This is a genomic window from Psychrobacillus psychrodurans, assembly GCF_050209195.1.
Taxonomy (GTDB): Bacteria; Bacillota; Bacilli; order Bacillales_A; family Planococcaceae; genus Psychrobacillus; species Psychrobacillus psychrodurans.
The window spans coordinates 1-20,541 of the sequence record NZ_CP189791.1 but is presented as its reverse complement, the minus strand read 5'-3'; the positions used below and the strand labels follow the sequence as shown (position 1 = coordinate 20,541).

The window sequence follows — 20,541 nt, the reverse complement described above, 5'->3', positions numbered from 1 at the left end:
AGTGGTCAGATTGGAGAGACTATGGATTTTTTAATGTTTCAGCTTGTACAAGAATCGAAAACTCCACTGTATGAACAACTATATCGTGCTATAAAAGAAGCAATTATAAACGGTACAATTGAAGAGGGTATTAAGCTTCCTTCTAAAAGAAAATTGGCTGATTATTTAGCTGTCAGTCAAACAACTATTGAATTTGCTTATAGCCAATTAGTTGCTGAAGGGTTTATCTCCTCTGAACCCAGACGTGGATATTTCGTTCAAAACTTAGAGGAATTAGCTATTATCGAACAGGACACTTCCTTCATAACACAGGAAGCAAACAACACAGCTAACTTTTCTGTGGATTTTTCACCCGGGAAAATTGATACAGATTCTTTTCCTTTTGCAATCTGGAGAAAGTATGCAAAGGACATTGTACACGATGAACATAAAGACTTACTTCAGTTAGGACATCCTCAAGGAGATTATGAGTTGAGACAGCAAATCTCTTCTTACTTGTTCCAATCAAGAGGAGTGAAAAGTACTCCTGAACAAATTATTTTAGGCTCAGGTACTGAGCAAATTATGCCACTTATTATTCAGTTACTTGGAGATAAAACTGTGTATGGATTTGAAAATCCCGGGTATCCTCTTACGCATCATTTATTTTTTAAAGATAGTAGGATGTCAGTACCTATACCAGTAGATAACGAAGGGGTCATAATTGCTAAATTAGAACAGACCTTTGCAAATGTCATGTATGTAACTCCCTCCCACCAATTCCCAACAGGGGCGGTACTATCCGCAACCCGGCGAAGCCAGCTACTCGCATGGGCATATCAGCAAGATAACCGATATATTATTGAAGATGATTACGATAGTGAGTTTAGGTATACAGGTAAGCCTATTCCTTCATTACAGGGTATAGATCAAAATGAACGTGTCATCTATTTGAGCACATTTTCTAAATCATTAATGCCTTCTTTGCGCATAGCCTATGCAGTATTACCAAAGTCACTAATCCTGCAGTATAAAAAGAGGTTTTCCTATTATTCTGCTACAGTTCCTAGAATGGATCAGCATATTCTAGCAAACTTTATGGAAGAAGGATACTTCGCTAAACATTTAAATAGAATGAGAAAGATTTATAAGCGAAAACTAGAAATTATTACGAAAACTATTATGGAATACGAACCAACTGTTACTATATCTGGGGAACAAGCAGGTATGCATATACTATTGACAATTCGTACAACTAAAACAGAGACTGAACTAGTAAAACTTGCAGAGCAATCAAATATTCGAATATACGGTCTTCTGGAATATACCTCAGCAGAACTAGATGAGAAAATGAATCCAAGGTTAGTATTAGGATTTGGAGGTTTAAAAACAGAGCAGGTTGCTTCCTCCATTCATCAATTAATGCATGCATTAGAAATAACAAAAGCACCGTAACTCAAATGAGCTACGGTGCTTTTGCCTATTTTAAAATAATCCACCTATAAAGTCTGTTGTGCTATTCCATAAGTTTCCGAAAAACTTTCCAATACCTTGGAACATTAAACTAAACCAGCTAGCACGTTCTACAGCCTCGGTAGTCACTACTTCCGTTTCTGCTGCTTTATCAATTATATAGCCATAATCAGTTCCTTCGGATTTTTCTAAATGAACTTTACCAACAACTGTATCTTTTTTAATATCTGCTTCAAGCTTCTCTTTGTTTTCTGTAAATACAGGCTTGTACAATTCTTTTTCATTTGTCTTAATGACCATAGAAATAGGGTCCTTCACAGCTATTGCTACTGTGTCCTCTTTCCCTTTTTCAACTTCTAATGTCTCATGTTTTGGAATTTTATATCCTGCTGGTACAATTTCTTCTTTAGAAAATTGGGAGAACCCATAATCTAATAATGCTCTTGTTGCATCAAAACGTGCTTTGTACGAACCATTTCCATCTGCATCAACTGCTTTCATTACGACAGAAATAACACGCATTCCGTTCTTTTGAGCAGTTGCAGTAAATGAATGACCTGCAAATTCTGTTGTTCCAGTTTTTAACCCATCTACGCCTTCGTATTCATATATTAATCCTGGTAACATCCAGTTCCAGTTACTCATCTCTATTGCATCAGAGGTCCCTTTGCGGAATGTTTTTTTAGGAATCTTCGTTGTTTCTAAAACCTCTGGAAAATCTTTCATTAAATAATATGCAAGAATTGCTACCGATTTTGCGGGCATTACGTTTTCATCAGAAGCATTAGTACTTGCTGGATGCATTCCTTGTAAGTCTCCATTGTTTAGTCCAGAAGAATTGACAAATTTATATCCCTCTAATCCCATTTCAGCTGCTTTTTCATTCATCAGCTTAATAAAATTATCTTCGGTTCCTGCAATTGTTTCAGCAATGGCAATAGTTGCTGCATTTGCTGAGTATATAGCCATTGCTTCATAAAGCTCTTGAATAGAATAGCTACCATCTTCACGTAGTGGTACATTACTTAAACGACGATCTTGAGAAATTTTGTATGTATATTCAGTTACATTGTATTGTTGATCCCATTTTACTTTGCCTTCTTCTATTGCTTCAAATAACAAATACTCCGTCATCATTTTTGTCATACTTGCTATACCTAGTGCTGTCTCAGAATTCTCTTCATATAGAATTTTCCCTGTCTCTGCATCAATTAGAATTGCTGCATCTACATTTAAATTCAAACTTTCCTCTGCTTTTGTTGCAGCAGGCATACCACATACTACTGACACAAGAAACATCGGAAGTACTAGCCACTTTATCATTGATGTCATCCAAACCTTCTTCACTATCGTACCTCCACCTTTTGTTATTATCATTGCTCATTTTATCACACTTTAGCATGCTAGGACACTTGTAGACAAAAAAGCACCCATTCGACCTAGTTTAAGACGTCGAATGAGTGCAAAAGTTTCTAAATAACGCAGTTACTTATGATAGAGAATAGTTAGGAGCTTCTTTCGTGATTTGAACATCATGAGGATGACTTTCACGTAATCCTGCACCCGTCATACGGATAAACTGTGCATTTTCTCGTAGATCTTCAAGTGTTCCAGTTCCACAATACCCCATGCCTGCACGAACACCACCTAGTAATTGGTGAACAGTATCAGAAAGTGGTCCCTTATATGGAAGACGACCTTCAATGCCCTCTGGTACTAATTTTTTTGCATCCTCTTGGAAGTAACGATCTTTTGAACCTTTTTCCATAGCTGCAATAGATCCCATTCCACGGTAAGTTTTAAAACGTCTACCTTGGAAAATTTCTGTTTCTCCGGGACTTTCTGTTGTACCAGCTAGTAAGCTACCTAACATAACTACATGTCCGCCGGCAGCTAATGCTTTTACGATATCACCAGAATACTTAATACCACCATCTGCAATGATTGTTTTACCAGCTTTGCGAGCCTCTGTTGCACAATCGTAAATAGCTGTAATTTGAGGAACCCCAACACCTGCCACCACACGAGTTGTACAAATAGAACCTGGTCCAATACCAACTTTAACTACATCTGCACCTGCTTCAAATAAAGCTTTTGTTGCTTCACCAGTTGCAACATTACCTGCGACAATATCTAATTCTGGATAAGCATTACGAATATCTTTTACCGTATCCATAACACCTTGAGAATGGCCATGTGCAGTATCAATAACAATCACATCTACTTGTGCTTCTACAAGTTTCTGTACTCTTAGCATCGTATCTTTTGTAACTCCTACTGCAGCACCTACTAACAATCTTCCAAGATGATCTTTGGCAGCATTCGGGAATTCAATCACTTTTTCAATATCTTTAATAGTGATTAAACCTTTTAGCATTCCATTTTCATCAACAATCGGTAACTTTTCAATTTTATATTGTTGAAGGATTTTCTCAGCATCCTCAAGAGTTGTTCCAACTGCAGCAGTAACTAATTGTTCCTTGGTCATAACATCATCAATTTTTAAAGAGTAATCTTGAATAAAGCGTAGATCACGGTTAGTGATAATGCCAACTAATTGTAAATCTTCTTCGTTATTTACAATAGGGACACCGGAAATTCTATATTTTCCCATCAAGTGTTCAGCATCATATACCTGATGTTCTGGAGTTAAAAAGAATGGATCCGTTATAACACCATTTTCGGAACGTTTAACTGTTTGAACCTGCTCAGATTGTTCCTCAATACTCATATTTTTATGAATAATACCAAGTCCACCCTGACGTGCCATCGCAATAGCCATTTTTGCTTCCGTTACTGTATCCATACCAGCACTAATCATTGGGATATTTAATTTTACTTTAGACGTCAATTGCACCGATAAATTGATATCCTTTGGTAATACTTCTGATTGAGCTGGAACTAATAAAACATCATCAAATGTTAAGCCTTCTTTTTTAAATTTAGATTCCCACATTTTGCTGAATTCCTCCTCGTTAAATGAATATTATTACAAGGTTATCAGCGCTTCTTGTAAGTGTCAAGATTCCTTAAATAGTATGTTTATTCCGACTTTTCTAATGTAATAAGATATATCCAATCCTATGTTTAATTTGACTTGTCTAATATTAGTATAATTTATTAAGTTAATAGGATAATAAGACCATACAAATTCATTCATAAACAGGTAAACAATGAAAGTAGATCTCTATTATCAGAATTAGATTGAAGTAACCTTAATTAATATTTGAATCTTTATAGACTGCAGATTAATAGATAATGCTTTATTATTTAAAACCATACAAAAAAAGTCGTTACCAATTACTCGGTAACGACTTTTTCTTTGGTGTCCAAAGACGTCCTACTCTCACAGGGGGAGACCCCTAACTACCATCGGCGCAAGAGCTTTACTTTCGTGTCCGGGGCTGCGAAAGCAGATAGGCGGCAGATTTCTTCCTCAGCTGCACTCGTTCAATTCTCGCGTATGTTATACGCTCCGAGTCTCTCTCTCTTGCTTCCTCGAACTCTTTGCCCCTCTACTTTCTCGCATACTTTCTTATAGAGATAGACTGCCTACGGCTTTTATCTAAATACAAAAAAGCCGCTACCAATTGCTCGGTAACGACTTTTCTTTAGTGCCCAGCGACGTCCTACTCTCACAGGGGGAGACCCCCAACTACCATCGGCGCTGAAGAGCTTAACTTCCGTGTTCGGTATGGGAACGGGTGTGACCTCTTCGCCATCATCACTAGACTCATTCGGCTTTCAATATACGGCGCATTGCGTTGTCAACTTCATTCGATCTGTCAGTCACGTACGTTAGTACGTTCCTTCCTTCTCTCACTTGTTTCCTAGCACTGCTTGTATCTTGAAACCCTCATATATAGAGTGTTTGTTCACTCAAAACTGGATAAACGACATTGTTACGTTAAACAAATTTGGTTAAGTCCTCGATCGATTAGTATTCGTCAGCTGCACGTGTCGCCACGCTTCCACCCCGAACCTATCTACCTCATCGTCTTTGAGGGATCTTACTTACTTGCGTAATGGGAAATCTCATCTTGAGGGGGGCTTCGTGCTTAGATGCTTTCAGCACTTATCCCGTCCACACATAGCTACCCAGCGATGCTCTTGGCAGAACAACTGGTACACCAGCGGTGTGTCCATCCCGGTCCTCTCGTACTAAGGACAGCTCCTCTCAAATTTCCTACGCCCACGACGGATAGGGACCGAACTGTCTCACGACGTTCTGAACCCAGCTCGCGTACCGCTTTAATGGGCGAACAGCCCAACCCTTGGGACCGACTACAGCCCCAGGATGCGATGAGCCGACATCGAGGTGCCAAACCTCCCCGTCGATGTGGACTCTTGGGGGAGATAAGCCTGTTATCCCCGGGGTAGCTTTTATCCGTTGAGCGATGGCCCTTCCATGCGGAACCACCGGATCACTAAGCCCGTCTTTCGACCCTGCTCGACTTGTAGGTCTCGCAGTCAAGCTCCCTTCTGCCTTTACACTCTTCGAATGATTTCCAACCATTCTGAGGGAACCTTTGGGCGCCTCCGTTACACTTTAGGAGGCGACCGCCCCAGTCAAACTACCCGCCTGACACTGTCTCCTACCCGGGTTACGGGTATGGGTTAGAATTTCAATACAACCAGGGCAGTATCCCACCGACGCCTCCTCCGAAGCTGGCGCTCCGGGCTCTAAGGCTCCTGCCTATCCTGTACAAGTTGCACCAAAATTCAATATCAAGCTATAGTAAAGCTCCACGGGGTCTTTCCGTCCTGTCGCGGGTAACCTGCATCTTCACAGGTACTATAATTTCACCGAGTCTCTCGTTGAGACAGTGCCCAGATCGTTACGCCTTTCGTGCGGGTCGGAACTTACCCGACAAGGAATTTCGCTACCTTAGGACCGTTATAGTTACGGCCGCCGTTTACTGGGGCTTCAATTCGCACCTTCGCTTGCGCTAAGCACTCCTCTTAACCTTCCAGCACCGGGCAGGCGTCAGCCCCTATACTTCACCTTACGGTTTTGCAGAGACCTGTGTTTTTGCTAAACAGTCGCCTGGGCCTATTCACTGCGGCTCTTCTAGGCTATGCACCCAAAAGAGCACCCCTTCTCCCGAAGTTACGGGGTCATTTTGCCGAGTTCCTTAACGAGAGTTCTCTCGCTCACCTTAGGATTCTCTCCTCGACTACCTGTGTCGGTTTGCGGTACGGGCACCTATCACCTCGCTAGAGGCTTTTCTTGGCAGTGTGAAATCAGGAACTCCGGACATACGTCCTCGCCATCACAGCTCAATGTTACAGAATGCGGATTTGCCTACATTCACTCCTTACTGCTTGGACATGCATAACCAACAGCATGCTTACCCTATCCTTCTGCGTCCCCCCATTACTCAAACGGTGGTTTGGTGGTACAGGAATATCAACCTGTTATCCATCGCCTACGCCTATCGGCCTCGGCTTAGGTCCCGACTAACCCTGAGCGGACGAGCCTTCCTCAGGAAACCTTAGTCATACGGTGGACGGGATTCTCACCCGTCTTTCGCTACTCATACCGGCATTCTCACTTCTAAGCGCTCCACCAGTCCTTCCGGTCTGACTTCAACGCCCTTAGAACGCTCTCCTACCACTGATACCAAAGGTATCAATCCACAGCTTCGGTGATTTGTTTAGCCCCGATACATTTTCGGCGCAGCGTCACTCGACCAGTGAGCTATTACGCACTCTTTAAATGATGGCTGCTTCTAAGCCAACATCCTGGTTGTCTAAGCAACGCCACATCCTTTTCCACTTAACAAATACTTTGGGACCTTAGCTGGTGGTCTGGGCTGTTTCCCTCTTGACTACGGATCTTATCACTCGCAGTCTGACTCCCAAACATAAATCATTGGCATTCGGAGTTTGTCTGAATTCGGTAACCCGGGATGGGCCCCTAGTCCAAACAGTGCTCTACCTCCAAGATTCTAACGTTTGAGGCTAGCCCTAAAGCTATTTCGGAGAGAACCAGCTATCTCCAGGTTCGATTGGAATTTCTCCGCTACCCACACCTCATCCCCGCACTTTTCAACGTGCGTGGGTTCGGACCTCCAGTAAGTGTTACCTTACCTTCATCCTGGACATGGGTAGATCACCTGGTTTCGGGTCTACGACCACATACTCATTCGCCCTATTCAGACTCGCTTTCGCTGCGGCTCCGTCTTCTCAACTTAACCTTGCATGTAATCGTAACTCGCCGGTTCATTCTACAAAAGGCACGCTATCACCCATTAACGGGCTCTAACTACTTGTAGGCACACGGTTTCAGGATCTATTTCACTCCCCTTCCGGGGTGCTTTTCACCTTTCCCTCACGGTACTGGTTCACTATCGGTCACTAGGTAGTATTTAGCCTTGGGAGATGGTCCTCCCGGATTCCGACGGAATTTCACGTGTTCCGCCGTACTCAGGATACACTCAAGAGAGAATGAATTTTGGACTACGGGGCTTTTACCCTATCCTGCGGACCTTTCCAGATCGCTTCGTCTAACTCATTCCTTTGTAACTCTATGTAGAGTGTCCTACAACCCCAAGAGGCAAGCCTCTTGGTTTGGGCTATTCCCGTTTCGCTCGCCGCTACTCAGGGAATCGATTTTTCTTTCTCTTCCTCCAGGTACTTAGATGTTTCAGTTCCCTGGGTGTGTCTCAGATGCGCTATGTATTCACGCAAATGTACTGCTCCATTACGAACAGTGGGTTTCCCCATTCGGAAATCTCCGGATCAAAGCTCACTTACAGCTCCCCGAAGCATATCGGTGTTAGTGCCGTCCTTCGTCGACTCCTAGTGCCAAGGCATTCACCGTGCGCCCTTATTAACTTAACCTAAAAGTTAAAAAGTCTTACACGTTGTGATTACGTAAATAATCACAACAGAATTTCTTGTTGTTTATTGTTTCAATGTCGTTTTATCCAGTTTTCAAAGAACAAAGGTTTGCTCACTTTGCGACGAGTAATCGCAGGAGCAAGAGTTGAATCTTCATATAAAAATGAACATTCAAAACTGAACTGCAAAACGTTAAGATACGAATAAAGATTCGTATTCCGATATTATCCTTAGAAAGGAGGTGATCCAGCCGCACCTTCCGATACGGCTACCTTGTTACGACTTCACCCCAATCATCTGTCCCACCTTCGGCGGCTGGCTCCCGTAAGGGTTACCCCACCGACTTCGGGTGTTACAAACTCTCGTGGTGTGACGGGCGGTGTGTACAAGGCCCGGGAACGTATTCACCGTGGCATGCTGATCCACGATTACTAGCGATTCCGGCTTCATGTAGGCGAGTTGCAGCCTACAATCCGAACTGAGAACGGTTTTATGGGATTTGCTCACCCTCGCGGGGTTGCGACCCTCTGTACCGTCCATTGTAGCACGTGTGTAGCCCAGGTCATAAGGGGCATGATGATTTGACGTCATCCCCACCTTCCTCCGGTTTATCACCGGCAGTCACCTTAGAGTGCCCAACTGAATGCTGGCAACTAAGATCAAGGGTTGCGCTCGTTGCGGGACTTAACCCAACATCTCACGACACGAGCTGACGACAACCATGCACCACCTGTCACCGCTGTCCCCGAAGGGAAAAGCCTATCTCTAGGCCGGTCAGCGGGATGTCAAGACCTGGTAAGGTTCTTCGCGTTGCTTCGAATTAAACCACATGCTCCACCGCTTGTGCGGGCCCCCGTCAATTCCTTTGAGTTTCAGTCTTGCGACCGTACTCCCCAGGCGGAGTGCTTAATGCGTTAGCTGCAGCACTAAGGGGCGGAAACCCCCTAACACTTAGCACTCATCGTTTACGGCGTGGACTACCAGGGTATCTAATCCTGTTTGCTCCCCACGCTTTCGCGCCTCAGCGTCAGTTACAGACCAGAAAGCCGCCTTCGCCACTGGTGTTCCTCCAAATCTCTACGCATTTCACCGCTACACTTGGAATTCCGCTTTCCTCTTCTGTACTCAAGTCCCCCAGTTTCCAATGACCTTCCACGGTTGAGCCGTGGGATTTCACATCAGACTTAAAGGACCGCCTGCGCGCGCTTTACGCCCAATAATTCCGGACAACGCTTGCCACCTACGTATTACCGCGGCTGCTGGCACGTAGTTAGCCGTGGCTTTCTAATGAGGTACCGTCAAGGTACGAGCAGTTACTCTCGTACTTGTTCTTCCCTCACAACAGAGTTTTACGATCCGAAAACCTTCTTCACTCACGCGGCATTGCTCCATCAGACTTTCGTCCATTGTGGAAGATTCCCTACTGCTGCCTCCCGTAGGAGTCTGGGCCGTGTCTCAGTCCCAGTGTGGCCGATCACCCTCTCAGGTCGGCTACGCATCGTCGCCTTGGTGAGCCGTTACCTCACCAACTAGCTAATGCGCCGCGGGCCCATCCTGTAGTGACAGCGAGATGCCGTCTTTTAACATCTCCCCATGTGAGGAAATGGATTATTCGGTATTAGCCCCGGTTTCCCGGAGTTATCCCAATCTACAGGGCAGGTTGCCCACGTGTTACTCACCCGTCCGCCGCTAAATCAGAAGAAGCAAGCTTCTTCGTCATTCGCTCGACTTGCATGTATTAGGCATGCCGCCAGCGTTCGTCCTGAGCCAGGATCAAACTCTCCATAATAGAGAACTTAAAAAGCTCATTTTGTTTTGCTGGCATCATCATTAAATGATGTCAAAATTGTTTTGCTATCAGACTAACAATGTTAGTTGATAAGCTGTATGTCTTAACGTTTTGCATGTTCAGTTTTCAAGGTTCATGGTGTTGTAATGTCATTTTGACGACTTCTATATAATATCAAGTTCTTAGGAATATGTCAACACTTTATCGCAAAATAATATTAAACTCTTTCCCCTACTAATAAAAGAAGAAAGAGTTTTGATTAGTTTACCTGATAACACTTTCTATATAAACTGATCTTTTCGCAGCTAAATCTATTATTTGTCCACTTTCAGTTAACCGAATCATTGGACGCATTGGAGAATCCCTATGTAAGAAAACTACTTCTCCTTTTTCTCCAGTTGATAGAAGAACGCGAGTTGAAATGGGTAAAGACCCTACTAACTCTATTAATTTATTTACTACTTCTATATTATACTTTCCAAACTCTTCTTCTCTAATCATTTCTAAGACTTTAAAAGAAGAACTTTTCGCACGGTAAATACGTTCTGATGTCATCGCGTGGTAAACATCGGCTACTGCTATTATTTGAGAGTAAACAGAAACATCATTCAATTTATCACTTTTTGGATAACCACTTCCATCTAAACGTTCATGATGTTGAAATATCGCTAATTTCATTTCAGGTTTTAGTAAGGGACTGTCTTTAATCATTTGAAAACTATAAATTGTATGTTTTTTTACCTCTGAAAAGTCTAATTCCGTCAGAGTAGACTTTTTATCCCGTATTTTTGGATCCACTTTTGCCATACCAATATCAGACATTAAACCAGCTGTAGCCATTTGCGTTATTTGACCAGAAGGATAGTTTAACTTCTTAGCTATTGCCCCTGAAATAATTCCAACTGCTATAGAATGATGTGCAATATATTTATCCATCTTAGAATACATATTCAACAGAGAAAATACTTGTTTTTCTTCCATTGCCTTTTCTACTAATGGCATAATAATATTCCGTAGTTTTGCGACATCTACTTTTATGCCTGCTTCCCAGCTAATAAATTCTTTATAGAAGCTATCTACAGCCTCTTTATACAGTTGATCAAAACTCGTAGTCACTAGTGATTTTTCTTCTGTTTGAGGAGATTCTGTTTTATTTTCATTTAACTTTTTTATCTCTTCTTCTGATCTATTAAAAATATTTTCTAATATAATAGGTACTTTAGTTATATTAAAAGCACGTAAAACTTGAATAAGTTCCCTCGTTACCTTTGCCTCTTTATGAATAATAGGTGAATTAGTATTAACTAATATATCTTCTGCTATTATTGCACCTAATTTCAATTCTTCTAAATTAATGAGAGTTTGGTTCACTTAATATTCCCCTTTTCCAAACATTTCTTTAATTATACTAAATTCTCATGTTGAAAGTATATGGAAAATATCTAATTAAGTACGTATAAAACACCCTTAAACAGAATAAATCGTTAAAGGGTGTTTACTATTTTTATTCGTTTGGATCTTCAGTTGGCGATGAATCTGTTTCGATTGCAGAATCTTCATCTAGATTAGCTACAATTTCTACACTTTCCTCATCGTCGTCTTCTTCTTTTTCAACTTTAGCTACAGTAGAAATTAGTTCATCCTCTGCTAGCCTCATTAAACGGACGCCTTGTGTACTACGACCTGTTCTAGAAATATCTTTTACATCCATACGGATAAGCATTCCATTAATCGTTATAAGCATCAAGTCTTCTGTGCCATTAACTGCCTTAACAGCTGATAGAGGACCGTTTTTGTCTGTAATTTGACAAGTTTTCACGCCCATACCGCCACGACTTTGCAGACGATATTCCGACTCGGGTGTTCGTTTACCGTATCCGTTTTCTGTAACAACTAGAATTTCTTGTTCAGGTTCAATAATTTCCATGCCAACTACATAGTCATCATCTTTTAAACGAATACCTCTTACTCCTCCAGCCGTTCTACCCATGGAACGTATGTCGATTTCTTCGAATCGAACCAATTTACCTTGACGTGTGCCAATGATAATTTGTTTGTTACCGTCAGTTAAACGAACCGCAATAAGTTCATCTTCTTCGCGCAATGAAATAGCAATTAATCCGTTTGCACGAATATGTGCAAATCCAGTTACAGGAGAACGTTTAGTTACCCCATGCTTCGTTGTAAAGATAAAATAGTTTTCTTCTTCAAACGATGCCATTGGAATCATTGCAGTAATATGCTCATCTTTTTCTATACCCAATAGATTTATAATTGGTAAGCCTTTTGCTGTACGACCGTATTCAGGGATTTCGAATCCTCGTGCTCGGTAAACTTTACCTTTGTTTGTAAAGAAGAGAATTGTATCATGAGTTGATGTGTACAATAGATGTTCGACAAAATCATCTTCATTTGTACCCATACCTTGAACTCCACGACCACCTCTTTTTTGACTCTTATACGTATTAGCAGGTAATCGTTTAATATAGCCTTTGTTTGTTAAAGTAAGTACAGAGTTTTCTATTGGAATCAAATCTTCATCCTCTAAAACTTCTGCTCCTCCAGCAACAATTTCAGTTCGACGTTTATCCGCATAACGATCTTTAATCTCAGAAATTTCTTCTTTAATTATTTCAATTACGCGATACTCATTTGCCAAAATGAATTTTAATTCTTCAATTAGTTTTAGTAAGTTATTGTACTCTTCTTCGATTTTATCGCGCTCTAAACCAGTTAATCGTTGTAAACGCATATCTAAGATAGCCTGTGCTTGTCTTTCAGATAGATTGAATGTTTCCATCAAACCATTTTTTGCTTCTTCACCTGTTTGGGAGGCACGGATTAATTTGATGATTTCATCGATATGATCTAAAGCAATACGTAGTCCCTCTAGAATATGTGCACGATCTTCAGCTTTGTTTAGTTCAAACTGTGTACGACGACGTATTACTACTTTTTGATGTTCTAAGTAATAATAGATCATTTCTTTGATGTTTAAAACCTTTGGTTGGTTGTCTACTAATGCAAGCATATTAACCCCAAAGCTTGATTGTAATGCCGTTTGTTTATATAAATTATTTAATAATACGTGAGAATTTGTATCTTTCCGTACTTCAATAACAATTCGCATTCCATTACGATCAGATTCATCCGCTAAATGGGTAATTCCATCGATTTTTTTATCGCGTACTAATTCAGCAATCTTTTCTATTAATCGAGCTTTATTTACTTGATATGGTAATTCTTTAACAAGAATAACTTCTTTACCACTTGATTTTACTTCAATCTCTACTTTTGCACGAATTAGTATTGAGCCCCTACCTGTTTCATAGGCACGACGGATACCACTGCGTCCTAAAATAATACCACCCGTTGGAAAATCAGGTCCCGGTATAATAGCCATCAATTCTTCAATCGTAATTGCAGGGTTCTCAGCTAATGCTAATACTCCGTCAATTACTTCTCCTAGATTATGTGATGGAATATTCGTAGCCATACCAACAGCAATTCCAGAAGCACCGTTGACAAGTAAGTTAGGATATCTACTAGGTAGTACAACTGGTTCTTTTTCTTGGCCATCATAGTTGTCTTTGTAGTCGATCGTATTTTTATTTATATCTCGCAATAATTCTAAAGCAATTTTAGACATACGTGATTCCGTATAACGCATAGCAGCTGCTCCGTCACCATCGATAGAACCAAAGTTTCCATGTCCGTCTACTAGCATATAACGGTAACTAAAGTCTTGCGCCATACGCACCATTGCTTCATAAATCGAAGAGTCACCATGTGGATGATATTTCCCCATTACGTCTCCTACAATACGAGCTGATTTTTTATGAGGTTTATCTGGCGTATTCCCCAACTCCTGCATACCATATAAAATCCGACGATGCACGGGCTTTAACCCATCACGAACGTCTGGTAAGGCACGGGATACAATAACACTCATCGCATAGTCTAGAAATGAAGTTTTCATCTCTGTACTAATATTTATACCCTTTACGCCTTTATTCGGTATTTCTGACATCCTAAAAGACCTCCAGTCACACACTTTCTTATATATCTAAATTTTTCACGTATACAGCATTTTCTTCGATAAATAGGCGTCTTGGTTCTACTTCTTCACCCATTAATTGTTCAAAGATTTTATCTGCTTCCATCGCATTATCTAAGTTAACTTGTAGTAATGTACGTACTTCTGGATCCATTGTCGTATCCCAAAGTTGATCCGCATCCATTTCTCCTAAACCTTTATAACGTTGAATATTAGGTTTTGAAGTTTTCGGTAATCGATCTAAAATTTCTTTTAACTGTTCATCATTATAACAATATTCGATATGCTTCCCTTGTTTTACTTGATACAAAGGTGGCTGAGCAGCATATACATAACCTGCTTCAATTAAAGGTCTCATAAAGCGGAAGAAGAATGTAAGTAACAATGTTCGGATATGAGCTCCATCAACATCAGCATCTGTCATAATAATAATTTTATGGTAACGTGCTTTTTCTAAAGTAAACTCTTCACCAATACCTGTTCCAAGTGCTGTGATCATAGCACGAATCTCTGCATTTCCTAAAATTCGATCCAAACGGGCTTTTTCTACGTTCAAAATTTTACCACGTAAAGGAAGGATTGCTTGAAAATGACGATCACGACCTGATTTAGCAGAACCTCCTGCAGAATCACCCTCTACGATATAAAGTTCACTTTCTGCTGGAACACGAGAAGAGCAATCTGCTAATTTACCAGGTAGACTTGAAACCTCTAATGCTGATTTACGACGTGTAAATTCTCGTGCTTTTTTAGCAGCTACGCGAGCTCTCGCAGCCATCAAACCTTTCTCCACTATCTTTCTAGAAACTTGAGGATTTTCTAATAAAAATCGATCAAAACCTTCTGCAAACAGACTATTGGTAATAGGACTAACTTCGGAGTTACCTAATTTTGTTTTTGTTTGTCCTTCAAATTGAGGATCTGGATGCTTTATGGAAACAATTGCAGTTAAACCTTCCCGTACATCATCACCGGATAAATTAGTATCTGCCTCTTTTAACAGACCATTTTTTCTTGCATAGTCGTTGATGATACGCGTTAATGCTGTTTTAAAACCAGATTCATGAGTTCCACCTTCGTACGTACTAATATTATTAGCAAAAGATAAAATATTTGAAGAGTAACCAGAATTATATTGCATGGCAATTTCTATTGAAATTCCATCCTTTTCACCTTCAACAAATATTGCTTCTTCTGTTATAGGCTCTTTGGATTCGTTTAAATCTTCTACGTATGACTTAATACCACCCTCGTAGTAATATTTAACCGTTTTTTCTTTTCCTTCTCTTTCATCTGCAATCGTTATAGATAATCCACGGTTTAAATAAGCGAGTTCACGTACACGATGTTCAAGAATCTCGTACTCGTAGACAGTAGTTTCCGTAAATATCTCAGCATCTGCTTTAAATCTAGTAGTTGTTCCAGTAACATCCGTTTCTCCAATAACTTCTAAAGGAGAAGATACTGCCCCGCGTTCAAATTTAATTTGATGAATTTTTTCATCACGTTTAACATATACTTCTGTATATTCGGATAGGGCGTTTACTACTGAAGCACCTACACCATGTAGTCCTCCGGATACTTTATATCCTCCGCCTCCGAATTTACCACCTGCATGTAGAACAGTCATGATTACCTCTACTGCTGGCTTACCCATTTTTTCTTGTGTATCAACTGGTATACCACGACCGTTGTCTTCTACTCGAATCCAATTATCTTTTTCAATTGTAACAATAATATGATCACAGTGTCCTGCTAGTGCTTCATCAATACTGTTATCAACGATTTCCCAAACAAGATGGTGAAGCCCTTTTGAACTTGTCGTACCAATATACATTCCTGGACGCTTTCGGACAGCTTCTAACCCTTCTAATACTTGTATCTGATCAGCATCATAAGATTGATTTATGTCTTTTTCTTCCATTGCCAACTTGCTCACCCACTCTTTCATTCCTTCAATTATGGTGGTTCAATTAAAATTTTCTTTGTTTGAACATTTGCGTTAGTTACATACTTTTATTGGTCTACTATTGCCCCTTGTTCCACATGAAACAATTCTGCCTGTTGGATAGTGTCATGTGCAATTCCTTCAACACTTGTAGTCGTAACAAACGTTTGGACATCTCCTTGAATGGTATTCAACAAGTGAGATTGTCTATAGTCATCTAGTTCGGATAAAACGTCATCCAGTAATAAAACAGGAGATTCACCAACCTCCTGTTTTATTAATTCAATTTCTGCGAGTTTCAAAGACAATGCTGTTGTACGTTGCTGTCCTTGAGATCCATAAGTTTGTACATCGTAATCATTTACGAAAAATTGTAAATCATCACGATGAGGACCGATTAAGGATACTCCACGATAGAGTTCCCTACTCTGACTATCTGTTATTTTTTTTTCTAGGTGATTTTTCATTTCATTTGCTGTCCACTCTGGTTGAATTCCAGTTGAAGAATTATAGGAAATTCTCAATTTTTCTAAGCCTCTAGAAATCCCATAGTGAATTGGTTCCGCCCATTGTTGTAACAATTGCATAAAATGAAATCTCTTTTGAATTACTTTTACGGCTGCATCTATATATTGTTCTGTATAAACATCGAACATCACATCATTTAACATAGACTTACCTTGATGTTGTTTTAAAATATGATTCCGCTGCTTCATTATTTTTTGGAAATGAAGTAAATCATGTAAATAGATAGGGGAAATTTGACCGATTTCCATATCGAGAAATCGTCTTCTCACTTGTGGACTTCCTTTAACTAAATATAAATCTTCAGGTGCAAACATCACTACATTAAGCTGACCGATATAATCACTTAATCGCGTTTGTTCCAGATGGTTTACCTTGGCTTTTTTTCCTTTTTTTGAAAGAATTAATTCCAATGGTAAATGCCCGTACTTCTTTTGTATATCCCCTTTTATTTTACCATAGTCTGCTTCCCAACGTATCAATTCTTTATCGTTAGAAGTTCTATGAGACTTTGCCATGGATAATACATAGAGAGATTCCATTAAATTTGTTTTACCTTGTGCATTTTCACCTATCAACACATTAATCTTAGAGGAAAAGTTCATTTCAATTGAATCGTAATTACGGAAATCTTTTAACTCTAATCGTTCAATATACATATCAATCCCCGTTCTCAGGTCCAACCAATTGAAATCTTCCTACTCCTGGTATGTTCACTATATCACCTTGACGTAATTTACGACCTCGTCTTTGATCCACTTCTCCGTTAACATATACCTCATGCTCACTTAAAAACCATTTGGCCATTCCACCGGAGCTAATCGCATCTGTCATTTTTAACAATTGCCCAAGTGTGATAAATTCTGAGTCAAATCGAATTTCTTCCAACAATAACTCAACCTCTTCTCCTAATCATTATCCCTTTATTTTACCTTAAATTACGAAATAAGCAAAGAAAAGTAGAAGTGGCTAGTTATGTCTAGAAAAGCTTCCTGTGGCTATATACTACAATTTTTGGCTGATTCGGGTGAATGGAACAAAAAAATGACACATACGAAGTAAAAATTAGTTGTTTTTATTCCTAATAAAAACAGGATTGGTTTGAAAAATCACCAAGTGAAGTATTACTCCCTATGGAATGGGTTACTCCAGGGGAATAAGTCCACACGATATGGTGACAGTTTTAGTCCTTGTTCTTTGTAATCGCACGAAAAAGAAATCAACAACAACAAAAAAAAGATAGTCACAACGTGACCATCTTTTGAAATATTAATAAGTTCTTACTGGCAAAATCAGCTGTAGTATTGAATCGTCATGCACAGATTTTAATATAAAAGGTCTCATAGCCCCTGTGAATAAAATCTTTACATCTTGCCCATCAATAGCTTTTAAAGCGTCCATCATATATTTTGCACTAAATGAAATTTTTAACTCTTCGCCATCTATTTCTTCTGCCTGAATCTGTTCTTCTACATTACCTATTTCGGGAGAGTTAGAAGATACTTCTATAAGTCCATTTCCTAAAGTGGAAAAGCGAACTACGTTATTACGTTCTTCACGTGCAAGTAAAGAAGCTCTATCAATTGCTTGCAATAAAGATTTACTGTTTACCAATATAGTTGTTTTACTCTCACTTGGGATTAATCTGGAAGTATCGGGATAATTCCCCTCTAGTAATCGAGAATAAAATAGGACATCACCGGTTTTAAATAGAATTTGTTGTTGAGTCATCACAATTGCTACTTCCGATGATGTTTCCTCTAAAATTTTATTTAATTCATTTAAACTTTTCCCAGGAATTACTATACTGTATTCCTCATTTGGCAAATCTTTAATACCTGTCTTTCTTTTAGCTAATCGATGACTATCAGTAGCTACACAGTGAAGTTCCCCTTCCTTGACCTGCCAATTGACACCTGTTAAAACAGGACGGCTTTCAGAAGTAGATACCGCAAATACAGTTTCTTTAATAATAGATTTAAGCAAATCAGATGGTATAAAGAATTGTCTTTCTTCTTCAATTTCAGGTAATAATGGATATTCAGAGGCATCCAATCCGATTAGATTAAATTCAGATTTTCCTGATCTAATATGAGTTTGAAATTGGTTTGTTACTTCTATTTCTACATCATTTGTTGGTAACTTACGTACAATTTCATTGAATACTCTTGCTTGTAAAACGATAGAGCCTGGTTCTGTGATACTGATAACTTGTTCTCCATTTTTTTCAACAGGTATAAAAGTTTGAATTGTAATATCTGAATCACTACCAGTAATATAAAGTCCTTTATTAGTTACTTCTAGTTTCAATCCAGTGAGGATTGGAACTGTTGTTTTGGAACTTACCGCTTTTATAACATCACTTAATCCCTCTAATAAACTATCTCTCATTACTTCGAATTTCATTCTTATACCTCACTTATATAATTATTATTTATTTAAAAGAATAATAGATATAGTACTAGGGCTTGTGGATATGTTGATAAGCCTTGTTTTACTTACTCTGCGTTACTTGTCCACATGTGCATAAGTTGTGTTTAAGTAAACTAGTAAACTATGCGTTTATCCACAAACTCTTTTTTATCTTCCAAGAATAGATTTAATTTGTTTTAAATCATCTTGAAGATTTGTATCATCTTTTAACATTTTGGAGATTTTTTCGTGTGCATGTATAACTGTTGTATGATCACGTCCCCCAAATTCTTCCCCTATTTTAGGCAATGAAAAATCAGTTAACTCCCTTGAAAGATACATTGCAACTTGTCTTGGAAATGCAATTGACTTTGTGCGCTTTTTAGCAATAAAGTCTTCCAATCTAATGCGAAAATGCTCTCCGACAACTTTTTGGATATCTAAAATAGTAATAATTCTTGGACGAGCATTTGGCAGGATGTCTTTAAGCGCTTCCGCTGCTAAATCGATATTAATATCCTTATTTATAAGAGAAGAATAGGCTACTACTCGAATGAGAGCACCTTCTAGTTCACGTATATTGGAATCTATTTGATTTGCTATATATGCCATTACATCATCTGATATATCTAATCCATCAGCACGAGCTTTTTTGCGTAAAATAGCAATACGAGTTTCTAAATCTGGTGGTGCAATATCTGTTATTAATCCCCATTCAAAGCGAGAGCGTAAACGATCTTCTAAAGTAGGAATTTCCTTTGGTGGACGATCACTTGAAATGACAATTTGCTTGGATTCTTCATGCAGGGCATTAAAAGTATGGAAAAATTCTTCTTGAGTTGATTCTTTTCCTGCAAGGAACTGAATATCATCTATTAGTAGAACATCTACATTTCTATATTTATTACGGAAATTGACTGCTTTATTATCTCGAATGGAGTTTATAAATTCATTTGTAAACTTTTCAGAAGATAAATAAACCACTTTTGCATTTGGATTGTGTTCTTGAACATAATGACCAATCGCATGCATTAAGTGGGTTTTTCCTAGTCCAACTCCTCCGTATATGAAAAGTGGGTTGTACGCTTTAGCAGGGGCTTCGGCTACAGCTAAAGATGCTGCATGAGCGAAACGGTTACCAGATCCAATGACAAATGTATCGAATGTATTTTTAGAATTTAGCATTCCTGGTGAAAAATCTGGTTGATCTCCGTTATTTGGAGGGATTTTTGGTTTAGGAATGTCGAAATCATCCATATCCTGATTTTTTGGTACGACAAATGATATAAGTAATTCATTACCAGTTAACTCAGTTAATATACCAGCTATTAAATGGACATAATGATTTTCTAACCAATCCCTAGCAAAGGAATTGGGTGCAGCTATCGTTACAGTTTCTCCTTGATATGAAAGTAGTTTGGTCGACTTCAGCCAAGTTTCAAAACTCGGTTTAGATGTTTTCTTTTCTACTTCAGAGAGAACTTTAGCCCAAAGTTCTTCTAAATGTTCCAA

At 39.3% G+C, this 20,541-nt stretch carries 10 protein-coding genes and 3 rRNA genes; 1 reads left to right on the top strand and 12 read right to left on the bottom strand.

The window, feature by feature from the left end:
- Positions 1-21: 21 nt before the first annotated feature.
- Complete coding sequence (locus ACQCPR_RS00065) at positions 22-1,434, top strand: PLP-dependent aminotransferase family protein (protein WP_427137881.1); 1,413 nt, start codon at positions 22-24, stop codon at positions 1,432-1,434.
- A 30-nt stretch (positions 1,435-1,464) separates the two neighbouring features.
- Here ACQCPR_RS00065 and ACQCPR_RS00060 read toward each other — a convergent pair whose 3' ends face one another.
- The 12 genes from ACQCPR_RS00060 to dnaA all read right to left on the bottom strand — a co-directional run bounded on the left by ACQCPR_RS00060 (position 1,465) and on the right by dnaA (position 20,541).
- Positions 1,465-2,799, bottom strand: coding sequence for a serine hydrolase (locus tag ACQCPR_RS00060; protein WP_090571036.1), 1,335 nt, complete (start codon positions 2,797-2,799; stop codon positions 1,465-1,467).
- Positions 2,800-2,941: 142 nt separating this feature from the next.
- Positions 2,942-4,408 (bottom strand): IMP dehydrogenase, encoded by a 1,467-nt coding sequence (gene guaB / locus ACQCPR_RS00055; RefSeq protein ID WP_090571033.1) that lies wholly within the window; start codon positions 4,406-4,408, stop codon positions 2,942-2,944.
- A 660-nt stretch (positions 4,409-5,068) separates the two neighbouring features.
- Positions 5,069-5,184: ribosomal RNA gene (rrf, locus tag ACQCPR_RS00050) — 5S ribosomal RNA — on the bottom strand.
- A 185-nt stretch (positions 5,185-5,369) separates the two neighbouring features.
- A 23S ribosomal RNA gene (locus tag ACQCPR_RS00045) occupies positions 5,370-8,298 on the bottom strand.
- A 234-nt stretch (positions 8,299-8,532) separates the two neighbouring features.
- A 16S ribosomal RNA gene (locus tag ACQCPR_RS00040) occupies positions 8,533-10,087 on the bottom strand.
- Together the 16S, 23S and 5S rRNA genes form the textbook arrangement of a ribosomal RNA operon.
- A gap of 264 nt (positions 10,088-10,351) precedes the next feature.
- Positions 10,352-11,458 (bottom strand): HD-GYP domain-containing protein, encoded by a 1,107-nt coding sequence (locus ACQCPR_RS00035; protein WP_427137880.1) that lies wholly within the window; start codon positions 11,456-11,458, stop codon positions 10,352-10,354.
- A gap of 133 nt (positions 11,459-11,591) precedes the next feature.
- Positions 11,592-14,117, bottom strand: coding sequence for a DNA gyrase subunit A (gene gyrA, locus ACQCPR_RS00030; protein ID WP_427137879.1), 2,526 nt, complete (start codon positions 14,115-14,117; stop codon positions 11,592-11,594).
- A 28-nt stretch (positions 14,118-14,145) separates the two neighbouring features.
- Positions 14,146-16,068: a DNA topoisomerase (ATP-hydrolyzing) subunit B gene (gene gyrB / locus ACQCPR_RS00025; RefSeq protein ID WP_241598651.1), complete on the bottom strand. Its 1,923-nt coding sequence runs from the start codon at positions 16,066-16,068 to the stop codon at positions 14,146-14,148.
- A 92-nt stretch (positions 16,069-16,160) separates the two neighbouring features.
- On the bottom strand, positions 16,161-17,276 hold the full coding sequence (gene recF, locus ACQCPR_RS00020; protein WP_427138970.1) for a DNA replication/repair protein RecF: 1,116 nt from the start codon (positions 17,274-17,276) through the stop codon (positions 16,161-16,163).
- A 1-nt stretch (position 17,277) separates the two neighbouring features.
- A complete protein-coding gene (gene yaaA / locus ACQCPR_RS00015; protein WP_427138969.1) occupies positions 17,278-17,505 on the bottom strand; it encodes a S4 domain-containing protein YaaA in 228 nt (75 codons plus the stop codon).
- 381 nt (positions 17,506-17,886) lie between these two features.
- A complete protein-coding gene (gene dnaN / locus ACQCPR_RS00010) occupies positions 17,887-19,023 on the bottom strand; it encodes a DNA polymerase III subunit beta (protein WP_090567291.1) in 1,137 nt (378 codons plus the stop codon).
- Between the two features lie 174 nt (positions 19,024-19,197).
- The gene (gene dnaA / locus ACQCPR_RS00005; protein ID WP_090567294.1) at positions 19,198-20,541 is read right to left on the bottom strand and encodes a chromosomal replication initiator protein DnaA; all 1,344 of its coding nucleotides are present in this window, start codon (positions 20,539-20,541) and stop codon (positions 19,198-19,200) included.